Raw genomic sequence first — 13,292 nt, 5'->3', positions numbered from 1 at the left:
TCCCGCGACGGCGCCGCAGCTCAAATTGGTTGGGCCAATCGGCGCGATGGGCATTCCGGAGGGAGACGCGACGATGGCAGCGATGACGGCACGGGGCCGGACCGAAGTGGTGATGCGCAAGATCGAGACGGCGCTGCTCGACGGCACCTGGCCTGCCGGTGCGCGCCTGCCGGCCGAGCGTGTGCTCGCGCAGCAGTACGGCGTCGCGCGCAATACGGTGCGCGAGGCGACCCAGCGGCTCGTCGCGCGCGGGCTGCTGCAGAGCCGGCGCGGCGCGGGCGTCTACGTGACGGACCAGTTGCGCGCGGGCATCGCGTCGCCGTGGGGCCAGCTGGTGGCCGATCATCCGGCGCTGCGCGACGACATCCTCGAATTCCGCCGCGTGCTCGAAGGTGCGACCGCGTATTTCGCCGCGCTGCGGGCCGACGCGAACGACCGGCGCCGGATCCGCACGCTGCTGCGCGAACTCGAAACCGCGCATGCGAACGACGACGCGGCCGTCGAAGCCGCGACCGACGCGAAGCTGCACGAGGCGATCGCGCTCGCATCGCACAACACGATGTTCCTGCACTTGCATGCGAGCGTGATCGGGATGCTGCGCGAGCACATCACGATCAACGCCGCGGGCATGACGACGCACGACGAGCAGGCGTCCGAGCTGCTGTTGCTGCAGCACCGCGTCGTGTGCGACGCGATTTGCGCGCACCGGCCCGAAGAGGCGCGCACCGCGATGCAGACGCATATCGACTACGTGCGCAGCCACTTCGAGCGCAGCGGCGACGGGCAATGAGATTGGTCGGACCGCTTCGGTGCGCGGGCCGCCCGGCGGGCGGATCCGGGGTGATCGGACTTCGACGCCGGGCACGCGGTCGTGCTCCGGCCGCCCGCTGCCGCAGCGGGGCGCTGCCTGCGCCGCCCGCGCGATTGACCGGTTCATCGGGCGCCCACTAGAATCGGCCGGAACCGCCCGCCAGCCGCGCGCCGCGGCGAATGCGGACTTTTGTTCCGCCAGTCGAGGAAGTTTCCGTGCCCAGGTCTTTCATCCGGCGCGCGCCGGCCGCGCTGTCGTGGCGCGCCGCGTGCGGCCCGGCCCGCGCGCTGGCCGTCTGCGTGCTGCTGTCGCTCGTCGCCGCGTGCGCGACGCATCCGCCCGCCACCACGCTCGATCGCCCGATCTCCCATGCGTTGCCGTCCGATACCGCGACGCCGCTGCGCGACGCGCTGGCTGCCCCCGAGGCTGCGCATCCGGGCCAGTCGGGTTTCCGGCTGCTGGCGGACGGTGCCGAGGCGCTGCAGATGCGCATTGCGCTTGCGCGCGCCGCGACGAAGACGCTCGACATGCAGTACTACATCGCGACCGAGGACACGACCGGCAAGCTGCTGCTCGCCGCGGCGCTGTACGCGGCCGATCGCGGCGTGCGCGTACGGATGCTGGTCGACGACCTGAACTTCCGCGACATCGATCGCATCATGGCCGCGCTGAACACGCACCCGAACATCGAGATCCGCGTGTTCAACCCGTTCGGCGCGTCGCGGCAGCGCATGGTCGAGCGCACGACCGACTTCTTCACGCGCATCGACAGCTTCACGCGCCGGATGCACAACAAGGCGATGATCGCGGACAACCAGATCGCGATCGTCGGCGGCCGCAATCTCGGCGACGAATACTTCAGCGCGAGCCCGACGCTGCAGTTCCGCGATCTCGACGTGCTCGCCGCCGGCCCCGTGACGAACGACATCTCGGCGAGCTTCGACACTTACTGGGCGAGCGCGAGCAGCTATCCGCTGCGCGTGCTGAATCACCAGTCGTTCGATCCGAAGGATCTCGACGCGATGCGCGACGAGCTGCGCAACCACTGGCGCCAGAACGCCGATCCGTACAACGCGAAGCCGCTGAACGCGACGCCGCTCGCGCAGCAGATCGTGCGCGACGAACTCGCGCTCGTATGGGCGCCGGCCGAGTTCAAGGCCGACGCACCCGACAAGGTCGCGCAGCCGACCGACGCGTACGTGAGCCCGCCGATGCAGCGCCTCGTCGAGCTGATACGCGGCGCGCAGCAGGAATTCCTCGCGTTCTCGCCGTATTTCGTGCCGCACGACGCGGGTGTGAAGATCCTCGGCGACACGACCGCGCGCGGCGTGCGCGTCGCGATCCTGACGAATTCGCTCGCCGCGACCGACGCGGTTGCCGTGCAGGCCGGTTACGGGCCGTACCGCGTGCCGTTGCTGCAGCACGGCGTCGAGCTGTACGAGTTCAAGGCGCAGCCCGGCCGGCAGCGCGCGCGCGTGTTCGGGTCGCGCTCGCGTGCGAGCCTGCACGCGAAGGCGTACGTGATCGACCGGAAGATTCTGGTGATCGGCTCGATGAACCTCGATCCGCGTTCCGCGCACCTGAATACCGAACTCGCGCTCGTGATCCACAGCCCGGCGCTCGCGCAGCAGGTCGCGACGATCTTCGCGCGCGTGACGCAGCCGGACGAAAGCTATCGCGTGAGCCTCGCGACGCCGGCGGGCGGCGGCGCACCCGAACTCGAGTGGACGGGCACGGACGACGGCCGGCCGACCACCTATCACGTCGATCCGCACGCGGGGCTGCTGCGCAACCTGATGACCGGCATCTTCATGCTGCTGCCGGTCGACGACCAGCTTTAGGGCCTGTTATCAGCGGGAACAGTCCCTAAAGGACGGAAGCGCTCCGGCTAAACCCGCGTTACCGGTGCACCGGGAATGGTGATATGGTTGTGCACGCAACTATCGTGGCAGCGTAATGGTGCCGCCGGACGGCCCGCGCCATGCGCACCGCCCACACCTGCAACCGGAGTTCCCCATGCAACGTGTACCGAACCAGCCGTTCACGCGTCCCGCCCGCTTCTCCGAAGCCGAATGGCAGGCGCGCGTGCAGCTCGCGGCGGCCTACCGCATCTTCGATCATCTGGGCTGGACCGAGCTGATCTACAACCATATCTCGCTGCGCGTGCCTGGCGAGGACGGGCATTTCCTGATCAACCCGTTCGGGCTCCATTACCGCGAGGTGTGCGCGTCGAACCTCGTGAAGATCGACATCGACGGCAACGTGATCGGCCATTCCGACTGGCCGATCAATCCGGCCGGCTTCACGTTCCACAGCGCGATCCATGCGGCGCTGCCCGATGCGCACTGCGTGATGCACGTGCACACGACGCCCACGATGGCCGTGTGCTGTTCGCGCGACGGGCTGTCGTTCTCGAATTTCTATTCCGCGCAGTTGTACGGGAAGATCGCGTTTCACGACTTCGAGGGCATCACCGTGCATCTGGAGGAGGGGCGGCGCATCGTCGAGAGTGCCGGCGGGCGGCCCGTGCTGCTGCTGCGCAACCACGGACCGGTGACGATCGGCGCGACGCTCGCGCAGACGTTCTCGCTGATGTGGCTGCTCAACCGCGCATGCGAGGTGCAGGTCGCCACGCACGCGATCGGCGACGCGCTGCCGATCGCACCGCCGGTGCTCGAAGGGTGCGTGCGCGATTCGCTGAACTTCGATCCGAAGCATGGCGCGGGGCAGGACGCATTCGACGCGCTGCAGCGCATCGTCGATCGCATCGATCCCGGTTATCGGGCGTGACGCGACGTGCTGTTGTGCCGCGAGCGGCAGCACAATCGCTTCGTCATGCTTGAGACGGCGCGCACCGGATCCGGCCGCGCACGCAAAAAAAAACGCGGCCGGGTGGCCGCGTGAATACTCGCAGACTCCTTCGGACGAAGGAAACAAGCAACTGTGAGACGAAGTGTAGCGAAAGGCCGCGCGCGGATTCAGCCGTCAGGCTGCAAAGGTCCGTTCCAGCCTGAAGCAGATTGGCGCGATGTGCGTCGCGCGAGATGGCCGGCCATGCGCGGCGCACCGGCGGGCGGTGCGGCGATTCGCTGCATGGCCGTTCGGCGGGCTGCCGGATCGGCGGCGATCGACTACCATCACGTGTAGCGTCCCCGTTTGGGCGGCGTACCACGTCGTACAAGGAGAGTCCATGCTTAAGCTGCGTTTGCTCCGGGTCGCGTTACTCGCGGGTGTGCTGGCCGCCGGCAGCGCCGCCGCCGAAACGGTGCGCCTGTCCGCCAATCTGCAGCCGTCGAGCGAAGTGCCGCCGACGGCAACCAAGGGCTCGGGCGCCGTCGACGCCACCTACGACACGGCCACGCACATGCTGCAGTGGACGGTCACTTACGAACACCTCACGGGGCCGGCCACCGCCGCGCATTTCCACGGGCCCGCGCCGGTCGGCCAGAACGCGGGCGTGCAGGTGCCGATTCCGAAGGACGAGCTGGCAAGCCCGATCAAGGGCTCGAAGGAGCTCACCGACGCGCAGGTCACCGAGCTGATGGGCGGCAAGTGGTACTTCAACGTCCACACGAAGGAGCACCCGTCCGGCGAGATCCGCGGCCAGGTGATGCCGGCGAGCTGAGCGCCGGCGTTTGATCTAGAGGCTCCGTTCGAGCGGCGCGGGAACGATCGCACGTACCATCGTCACACTGCGATTACGGAGTGCGTCCGATGAGTTGGCAAAGCAAGTTCGCCTGCTGGCTGCTGCGCTGGCAGTTCCGTCCCGAGACCACGCGCGAGGTGCTCGATCCGGCCCGCGCACGGCGCTTTACCGACCTGCGGATGGTCGTGCCGCGCCGCGCGCCGTCGGGCTACCGGCTGCGCCAGTGCTACGGCGCGGGTGACGCGCCGCTGCGCGGCGAATGGCTCGAACGCACCGACGCGGGCGCGGGTCGCGGGCCGGGCCGCACGCTGCTGTATTTCCACGGCGGCGGCTATTACTTCTGTTCGACCAGAACCCACCGGCCGCTCGTGTTCGGCCTGACGAAGCGCGCAGGCGTGCGCTCGTTCTCGCTCGACTACCGGCTCGCACCGGAAAACCGCTTTCCGGCCGCGCTCGACGATGCGCTGGCCGCATACTGGCAACTGCTGGCGCTCGGCACGCCGCCCGAGTCGATCGTGCTCGGCGGCGATTCGGCGGGCGGCGGCCTCGCGCTCGCGACGCTCGTCGCGCTGCGCGACCGCGGCGAGCCGTTGCCGGCCGGCGCGATCCTGTTCTCGCCGTGGACCGATCTCGCGGCCACCGGCGACACGCTGCGCACGAACGACGGTGCCGATCCGATGTTCGCCGGCGCGGCGTTGCCGAAGGCCGCGAAGCTGTACCTCGGCGACGCGCCGGCGACGCATCCGTACGCATCGCCGCTCTATGCGGATTTCGCGGGCCTGCCGCCGCTGTACATCCAGGTCGGCAGCACCGAGGTGCTGCTCGACGATTCGCGCCGCGTCGCGGAGAAGGCGAAGGCAGCCGGCGTGCCGGTGGAGATCGAGGTGTGGCCGGACATGCCCCACGTGTGGCAGCTTTACGCGCCGATGGTGCCCGAGGCGCGCGATGCGCTCGACCGCGCGGCCGCGTTCCTGCGCCGCGTCGCGGTCGAACGTGCGGTTCAGCGCGTCGGCGAGGCGTCGATCGCCTGATACGCGGCCTTGACGGCCGCCGAGCCGTACTTGCGCTCGAGGCGGCGCACGGTGAAGTGGCCGTGCGCCATCTGCTGGAAGTGGTCGATGAACAGCGTGTTGACGGTCGCGCCGAGTACGGCGCCGATCGCCGGGATCGACTTCGCGGCCATCTGCTCGGTCACCTGCACCGAGAAGCGCGATGCCACCGTCTGCACAAGCTTGAACACGGCCGCCGAGCTGTGCGCGGCGATGCCTTTCGTCGTGATGTCCGACGACGCCTTCGAGATCGCCTGCGCGAGCGCGCCGCGCAGCACGAAATAGCCGAGATCGGCGTCCTCTTCCTGCTTGTCCGGGTTGCCGCCCATGCCGAGCACGGCCAGGCATTGCAGCTGCGTATCCACCGATGCCAGGTCCTCACCCTCGCTGCGTGCGATGTCGCACACCGAGCGGAAGATCAGCGTGGTCGTCACCGGCAGTTCGACCGGCAGCGCAAGAAAACCGAACGCGCCTCCCGCCGCGCCGGTCGTCGCGACCGCGAGCTTGTGCAGCAGGTTGCTGGGTTTCTCGGGCTCGGCGTCCGGCGTCTGCGGCTTGCCGAGCGTGCGCAGCGCGATGTTCAGGCACTTGCGCAGCGCGAGCTGCGTCGCATCGTTGATCTTGCCGGTCGCGAAATCCGGCAGCCGGGCGATCATCTTCTCGACCGGCGCGCCGAGCATGCCCGTCAGCTTCATCGTCAGCGACGGGCTTTCCAGCACCTGCTTCGCGCGCCACAGCGCGTCCCGGTCCTCCTGCGACAGCGTTGTCGCGGGGGTGATTGAAATCGGTTCCATCATTCTCCTTGGCGGCCGGGGTCGGGGTGACCGTCGCCGGCCTAGATTACTCCGGCATGCTAGAATTTTGAGATTGTTTGACTCGTCAAAAGTTGCATCAACAAAAAATGGCCGTCCATACTGCCGCCCACCATTCGAGCGGGCAAGTCTTGCCGTTCCGCGAATCGCTGCTGGCGATGATCGGGATCTCGTTCGTCACCATGCTCGTCGCGCTCGACCAGACCGTCGTCGGCACCGCGCTGCCGACCATCGTCGCCGAGTTGAGGGGCTTCGACCTGTACGCGTGGGTCGCGACCTCGTACCTGCTCAGTTCCGTGATCACGGTGCCGATCTTCGGCCGCCTCGGCGACTATTACGGCCGCAAGCCGTTCGTGATCGTGTCGATCGTCGTGTTTACCGGCGCGTCCGTGCTGTGCGGGATGGCCAACGACATGCTGACCCTCGTGCTCGCGCGCGGGCTGCAGGGGATCGGCGGCGGGATGCTGGTCGGCACCGCGTTCGCGTGCATTCCCGACCTGTTTCCCGATTCCGTCGTGCGGCTGCGCTGGCAGGTGCTGATGAGCTCCGCGTTCGGCATCGCGAACGCGGTCGGCCCGTCGCTCGGCGGCGTGCTGACCCAGTCGTTCGGCTGGCGCTCGGTGTTCTACGTGAACCTGCCGGTCGGCCTGCTGTCGCTGCTGTTCGTGTGGCGCTACCTGCCGCACCTGCGCCATGTCGAGCACGATCGCAAGATGCGGCTCGACTGGCCGGGCGCACTGCTGATCGCGCTGTCGCTCGGCGCGCTGCAACTGTTCGTCGAATGGCTGCCGAAGTACGGCGTCGCGAGCTGGGCGTCGCTGCTGCTCGTCGTCGCGGTCGGGGCCGGCGTTGCCCTGTGGCACTGGGAGAAGCGCTGTGCGCAGCCGATTCTGCCGTTCGACATGTTCGGCAACCGCGCGCTGTCGGCGCTGTTCGTGCTTGCGATCCTCGCCGGTTTCTCGATGTTCTCGCTGCTGTTCTACGCGCCGCTGCTGTTCCAGGGCGGCTTCGGGATGTCGCCGAAGGAAGCAGGGCTCGTGATCACGCCGCTCGTCGTGTTCATCACGATCGGCAGCATCATGAACGGCCGCGTCGTCACGCGCATCCGCAATCCGAACGCGATGCTGCACGTCGGCTTCGTGCTGTTCGCGATCGCATGCGCGGGCATCGTCGTGTCGACGCACACGACGCCGACCTGGATGCTGATGGCGCTGATGGTCGCGGGCGGCATCGGTCTCGGTTTCGTGCTGCCGAACCTCACCGTGTTCGCGCAGCAGGCGGCCGGCCGCGAGCATCTCGGCATCGCGACGGCGCTGCTGCAGTCGCTGCGGATGGTCGGCGGGATGATCGGCACCGCGCTGACGGGCACGCTCGTCAACCAGATGTATTCGGGCGGCGTGCGCAATGCGCTGTCGGCCGACCATGCGATGCAGTGGCATGCGCAGCTCGCCGATCCGCAGATCCTGATCGACCGCGCAGCGCAAAGCGGTCTCGTCGCCGAGCTGACGCGTGCCGGGCATAATGGCGCGCTGCTGCTGGAAGCCGCCCGTGAATCGCTCGTCAGTGCGATTCACCTGGGCGTCGCGATGGCGGCCGTCGTCGCCGTGGTGTCGGTGTGGCAGTGCCGCCGCGTGCCGCCGATCACGCTGCGGCACAAGATCGAGCCGCACGTCGCGGCCGATTGAACGATTCAACGATTCACCGGAAACGAAATCAGCGCATGGAAGAACAGGACCGCGTCGCGATCTTGCAGCAATTCGGACGCACGTATCGCGCGTTCATGACCGCGTTCGAAGCGCATGTCGGGCAGCCGATGCCGCGCTGGCGCATCATGGTCGCGTTGCACACGATGGGCGGGCATTCGTCGCAGAAGAAGCTCGTCGAAGTGCTGCGCATCGATCCGGGCGCGCTCACGCGCCAGTTGAAGTCGCTCGACGCGCTCGGCTGGATCGAGCGCGAATCCGATGCACGCGACAACCGCGTGACCAACGTGACGCTGACGGACGACGGCCGCGCCGCGTTCGACGCATGCCTGCCGCGCCGCAAGGCGTTTCTCGAACAGACGATGGCGCAGTTGCCGGACGACGTGCTGAATTCGCTGTCGGGCGCGCTGGCGATGCTGGAATCGCGGATCGCGGACGTCGGTTCGACGCCGGTCGCGCGCTGACGCGCGGCGCGGGCAGGCGCGTGCGCCTCACCCGCGACCGATCGCGGCCGGCAAGCGGGCGCGACATCCCGCCGCCGGCCGGCGCTTCATCTCATCTCATTTCAATTCACTTGGGGTTCACAGCTCGATGCGCGTTCCCAGCAGCGCGAGGAACTGCGCGAGCCATGCCGGATGCGCGGGCCATGCGGGCGCGGTGACGAACGGCGCGTCGGTCACGGCCGCATCGACCGGAATGTCCGCGTATTCGCCGCCCGCGAGCTTCACTTCAGGCGCGCACGCCGGGTAGGCCGAGATGCGCTTGCCGCGGATCACGTCGGCGGCCGCGAGCAGCTGCGCCGCGTGGCAGATCGCGGCGATCGGCTTGCCGGCCGCGGCGAACTCGCGCACGAGCGAAATCACCTTCGGGTCGAGTCGCAGGTATTCGGGGGCGCGGCCGCCCGCGATCGCGAGCGCGTCGTAGCGCGATGCGTCGACGTCGTCGAACGCCGCGTTCAGCGTGAACTGGTGGCCGGGCTTCTCGGTGTAGGTCTGGTCGCCTTCGAAATCGTGGATCGCGGTCTTGATCTTGTCGCCCGCGCGCTTGCCCGGGCAGACTGCGTCGACGTGGTGGCCGACGGCCTGCAGCGCCTGGAACGGCACCATCGTTTCGTAGTCTTCGGCGAAATCGCCGGTCAGGAACAGGATCTTCTTCGCGGCCATGGCTTTCTCCAGTGAAGCAGCGTTGAGGGCCCGCTCGCGCCGCGTGCGGCACACGGGCGCAACGGCCTCGAGGGGCCCCGAGGACGAAAGCGCAGTGTACTCCGGCAGATTGAAGCGCGCGTGACGGCCGCCCCGCGCGAGCGGCGGGGGCGGCGCGCGCAGCATGCGTCAGAAGAACGTTTCGACCACTTCCGTCACGCGGAACTGCGGATCGAGCACGAGCACCTGGCGCCACTTGTCGAACGTCAGGCACGGGTGCGAGATGTCGAACGCGACCATGTCGCCGACCTTCACGTCGGCGCCCGGCGGGATCTGCAGGTACGCGTGCTGGTCCATCATCCCGGTCACGGCCCAGCCTTCGGTGGCGGCGACGTCGCGCGGCGCGGTGTCGCGGCCCGGGCGGAAGTGGCGCGCCGGCTCGGGCAGGCCCGCGTCGAATGCCGCGTCGCGCTTGCCGAGCGCGACGATCGCGCGATTTTGCTCCGGCACCGACTGCACGTACGCCCACAGCTGCAGCGCGGGCAGCAGCCCTTCGCCCATCGTGCGTGCGATCGGGTTGCGCGCGAACACGTCGGTCTGCGCCTTCTTGTAGATGCCGACGTCGTGCGTCAGGTAGCAGCCCGGGCGCAGCACGACTTCCGCGAAGCCCGCGTCGGACGCCTTCGCGAATTCTTCCGCGACCACGTCGTACCACGCCGAACCGGCGCCGGACAGGATCGCCGGCGTGCGCGCGAAGCGGCCCGCGTCGGCCAGCTCGCGCGTGAGCGCGACCGCGCCTTGCAGGAATGTGCGGATCTCGCCTTCCTCCTTCAGCACGCCTTCATAGAGTTCGATGCCGGCCAGCTTCAGCGTGTCCGGATAGCGCGCGAGCGCGGCGAGCACGGCCTCACGCTGCGCGGCGTCGCGCACACCCGCGCGGCCGCCCGGCACGCCGAGCTCGAGCAGCACGTTCAGCGATTTTTTCGCGTCGCCGAAGAAGCGGCCGAGCTGGTCGACGCTCTCGGCGGAATCGACGAGACAGAAGAATTCGAAATCGGGATCGGACAGCAGCCCGGCGATGATCGTCATGTTCTGGCGGCCGACGAGCTGGTTCGCGAGCAGCACGCGCCGCACGCCGCCGTGATACGCGGCCTGCGTCTGGTGCGCGGTCGCGAGCGTGATGCCCCATGCGCCGGCGTCGAGCTGGCGGCGGAACAGTTGCGGCGCCATCGTCGTCTTGCCGTGCGGCGCGAACTTGACGCCATACTGCTGGACGAACGCCTGCATCCAGTTCAGGTTGTGTTCGATGCGGTCCTCGTAAAGCACGGCAGCCGGCAGGCTGACGTCTTCCGCGAGCAGGTTCCACTCGAGCCGGCCCGCGTCGCCGAGCGGCACGCTGGCGCTCGGCAGGTTGCCGAGGCCCTTGCCAAAAGGATCGATCGTCGCTTCCTGATAGTTTGTAACTTTCATGTCATCCCGCTCCATCATCACTATGCATTGCACTGAAGTTGACATGGCGATGGTACAGAAAGTAGCATCGGCGCGGTGATGTTATTTAGTAACATAAAGCTTCGCATCCTTTTCCGCAGATGAATACGCCCGTCACCCCGTCCGCTCCGCTCGCGGCCGAGCCCCATTCGGCTCCGGCCGCCCCGCCGGTCCTCGACATCGTCGCGCGGATCGCCGAATGCGCGCCCGAGCTGCGCGATGCCGAGCGCAAGGTCGCCGCGTTCATCCTCGCCGATCTCGCGCGCGCCGCGCATGCGAGCATCGGCGCGCTCGCGCGCGACGCGGAGGTCAGCGTCGCGACGGTCACGCGTTTCGCGAAGGCCGTCGGTTGCCGCGACGTGCGCGAGCTGAAGGTGCTCGTCGCGCAGGCGGCGGCCGTCGGCCAGCGCTTTCTGGTGCCGTCCGACGGTGCGCCGGCCGCCGACGCGAGCCCCGCGTCGGTCGTCTACGACGAGATCCGCGTGGCGCTCGCGCACAACCACCAGCTGCTGGGCAACACGTCGTTCGACGCGGCGGCCGACCTGCTCGCCGGCGCGAAGATGATCTACGTGTACGGGCAGGGCGGCGGCTCGACCGCGCTCGCCGACGAACTGCGCTTCCGGCTCGTGCGCTTCGGCCGGCCGGTCGCGAGCTACCAGGACAGCCTGCTGCAGCGGATGGTGTCCGCGACGCTGTCGCGCGACGCGGTCGTCGTCGCGTTGTCGGTGAGCGGGCGCGTGCCCGAGCTGCTCGACAGCTGCCGGCTCGCGAAGCGCTACGGCGCGAAGCTGATCGCGATCACCGCACCGGCTTCGCCGCTCGCGAAGCTCGCCGACCACCTGATCCCGGTCGTCGCGTTCGAAACCGATTTCATTTACAAGCCGTCGACGTCGCGCTACGCGATGATGATGGCGATCGACGTGCTCGTCACCGGAGTCGCGCTGCGGCTCGGCGATGCGGGCCGAGAATCGCTGCGCCGCATCAAGCATGCGCTCGATGCGCATCGCGGCGGCGGAGACCGTCAACCGGTAGGAGACTGACCATGCACTCGCATCCCGAAGCCGCCGATACGCTGATCGTCGGCGCGCAGTTGTACGACGGCACCGGCGCACCGCCCGTCACGCGCGACGTCGCGATCCGCAACGGCGTGATCGCGGCGATCGGCAACCTGTCGAACTGGCTCGCCGAGACCGTCGTCGATGCGAACGGCCGCGCGCTCGCGCCGGGCTTCGTCGACGTGCACACGCACGACGACACGCACGTGATCCGCGCGCCGCAGATGCTGCCGAAGATCTCGCAGGGCGTGACGACCGTGATCGTCGGCAACTGCGGGATCAGCGCGTCGCCGGTGACGCTCGCGGGCGATCCGCCCGACCCGATGAACCTGCTCGGCGAGCGCGGCGCGTTCCAGTACCCGACCTTCGCCGCCTACGTTGCAGCCGTGAACGATGCGCGTCCGGCCGTGAACGTTGCGGCGCTCGTCGGTCACACGGCGCTGCGCAACAACCAGATGGACCGCCTCGACCGCGCGGCGACCGACGGCGAGATCGCCGCGATGCGCGCGCAGCTCGAGGAGGCGCTCGCGAACGGCGCGCTCGGCTTGTCGTCGGGCCTCGCGTACGGCTCCGCGTTCGCGGCGCCGGCCGAGGAAGTGATGGCGCTCGCCGAGCCGCTCGCGAACGCGGGCGCGCTGTACACGACGCACATGCGCACCGAGTTCGACGCGATCCTCGACGCGATGGACGAGGCGTATCGCGTCGGCCGCCATGCCCAGGTGCCGGTCGTGATCTCGCACCTGAAGTGTGCGGGGCCGTCGAACTGGGGGCGCAGCACCGAGGTGCTCGCGTCGCTCGAAGGCGCGCGCCGCTACCAGCCGGTCGGCTGCGACTGTTATCCGTACAGCCGCAGCTCGTCGACGCTCGACCTGAAGCAGGTGACGGGCGACATCGACATCACGATCACGTGGTCGGAGCCGCATCCGGAAGTCGCGGGCAAGCTGCTGAAGGCGATCGCGGCCGACTGGGGCGTGACCGAGCAGGAAGCCGCGCAGCGTATCCGCCCGGCTGGCGCCGTGTATCACAACATGTCCGAAGACGACGTGCGGCGAATCCTGTCGCACCCCGCGACGATGGTTGGTTCCGACGGCCTGCCGAACGATCCGCTGCCGCACCCGCGGCTGTGGGGCGCATTCCCGCGCGTGCTCGGCCATTACGTGCGCGACACGAACCTGCTGCCGCTCGAGGAAGCGATCCGCAAGATGACGTCGCTGTCCGCGCGCCGCTACGGGATCGCGCGGCGCGGCGAGGTGCATGTCGGCTACCACGCGGATCTCGTGCTGTTCGATCCGGCGCGCGTGATCGACGCCGCGACGTTCGAGAAGCCGCAGCAGCCCGCGCACGGGATCGATGCCGTGTGGGTGAACGGCGTGCTGACCTACGAGAACGGCCAGCCGACCGGCGAGCGTGCCGGCGGTTTCGTCGCGCGCGGCGAGCGCGTGCCGGCGAGCGCAGAGGCTGCGTTCTGAGTCCGGACGCGGCGGTTGTTCCGATCTTCCCGCGTGTGCCGCTGCCGGCGCGCGCATCCGCAACCGTGTGTTGCATGGGATCCGGGGCGGTGCTGAAGTGCGTGCCCGGGTCGACGA

General features: G+C 68.7%; 12 protein-coding genes. 9 read left to right on the top strand and 3 right to left on the bottom strand.

Annotated elements, in window-relative coordinates; genetic code table 11:
- The first annotated feature begins 73 nt into the window (after positions 1-73).
- The 5 genes from ABD05_RS03785 to ABD05_RS03765 all read left to right on the top strand — a co-directional run bounded on the left by ABD05_RS03785 (position 74) and on the right by ABD05_RS03765 (position 5,488).
- On the top strand, positions 74-790 hold the full coding sequence (locus ABD05_RS03785; RefSeq protein ID WP_047899017.1) for a FadR/GntR family transcriptional regulator: 717 nt from the start codon (positions 74-76) through the stop codon (positions 788-790).
- Positions 791-1,026: 236 nt separating this feature from the next.
- On the top strand, positions 1,027-2,652 hold the full coding sequence (locus ABD05_RS03780) for a phospholipase D family protein (RefSeq protein WP_141684906.1): 1,626 nt from the start codon (positions 1,027-1,029) through the stop codon (positions 2,650-2,652).
- Between the two features lie 175 nt (positions 2,653-2,827).
- Positions 2,828-3,601, top strand: a complete 774-nt coding sequence (locus ABD05_RS03775) for a class II aldolase/adducin family protein (RefSeq protein ID WP_047901063.1) — start codon at positions 2,828-2,830, stop codon at positions 3,599-3,601.
- 400 nt (positions 3,602-4,001) lie between these two features.
- Positions 4,002-4,436 (top strand): CHRD domain-containing protein, encoded by a 435-nt coding sequence (locus tag ABD05_RS03770; RefSeq protein ID WP_047899015.1) that lies wholly within the window; start codon positions 4,002-4,004, stop codon positions 4,434-4,436.
- Positions 4,437-4,525: 89 nt separating this feature from the next.
- Positions 4,526-5,488: an alpha/beta hydrolase gene (locus ABD05_RS03765; RefSeq protein ID WP_047899014.1), complete on the top strand. Its 963-nt coding sequence runs from the start codon at positions 4,526-4,528 to the stop codon at positions 5,486-5,488.
- On the opposite strand, the gene ABD05_RS03760 is transcribed toward ABD05_RS03765, so the two are convergent.
- Complete coding sequence (locus ABD05_RS03760) at positions 5,458-6,300, bottom strand: EcsC family protein (protein ID WP_047899013.1); 843 nt, start codon at positions 6,298-6,300, stop codon at positions 5,458-5,460. The genes ABD05_RS03765 and ABD05_RS03760 overlap by 31 nt on opposite strands.
- 107 nt (positions 6,301-6,407) lie before the next feature.
- On the opposite strand from ABD05_RS03760, the gene ABD05_RS03755 reads away from it, so the two are divergent.
- Both ABD05_RS03755 and ABD05_RS03750 read left to right on the top strand, forming a co-directional pair.
- On the top strand, positions 6,408-8,003 hold the full coding sequence (locus tag ABD05_RS03755) for an MDR family MFS transporter (protein WP_047899012.1): 1,596 nt from the start codon (positions 6,408-6,410) through the stop codon (positions 8,001-8,003).
- Positions 8,004-8,038: 35 nt separating this feature from the next.
- Positions 8,039-8,485: a MarR family winged helix-turn-helix transcriptional regulator gene (locus ABD05_RS03750; protein ID WP_047899011.1), complete on the top strand. Its 447-nt coding sequence runs from the start codon at positions 8,039-8,041 to the stop codon at positions 8,483-8,485.
- Positions 8,486-8,602: 117 nt separating this feature from the next.
- Here ABD05_RS03750 and ABD05_RS03745 read toward each other — a convergent pair whose 3' ends face one another.
- The gene (locus ABD05_RS03745) at positions 8,603-9,184 is read right to left on the bottom strand and encodes a DJ-1/PfpI family protein (RefSeq protein WP_034179017.1); all 582 of its coding nucleotides are present in this window, start codon (positions 9,182-9,184) and stop codon (positions 8,603-8,605) included.
- Positions 9,185-9,352: 168 nt separating this feature from the next.
- Positions 9,353-10,633, bottom strand: a complete 1,281-nt coding sequence (locus ABD05_RS03740) for an amino acid deaminase (RefSeq protein WP_047901062.1) — start codon at positions 10,631-10,633, stop codon at positions 9,353-9,355.
- 119 nt (positions 10,634-10,752) lie between these two features.
- On the opposite strand from ABD05_RS03740, the gene ABD05_RS03735 reads away from it, so the two are divergent.
- On the top strand, positions 10,753-11,691 hold the full coding sequence (locus tag ABD05_RS03735; protein ID WP_047899010.1) for a MurR/RpiR family transcriptional regulator: 939 nt from the start codon (positions 10,753-10,755) through the stop codon (positions 11,689-11,691).
- A 2-nt stretch (positions 11,692-11,693) separates the two neighbouring features.
- Positions 11,694-13,175, top strand: coding sequence for an N-acyl-D-amino-acid deacylase family protein (locus ABD05_RS03730; RefSeq protein WP_047899009.1), 1,482 nt, complete (start codon positions 11,694-11,696; stop codon positions 13,173-13,175).
- Positions 13,176-13,292: the final 117 nt, after the last annotated feature.

Origin of the sequence: Burkholderia pyrrocinia, from assembly GCF_001028665.1 — a bacterium.
Classification (GTDB): Bacteria; Pseudomonadota; Gammaproteobacteria; order Burkholderiales; family Burkholderiaceae; genus Burkholderia; species Burkholderia pyrrocinia.
The sequence above is the reverse complement of the archived record's forward strand: the minus strand, read 5'-3'. Positions and strand labels throughout refer to the sequence as shown.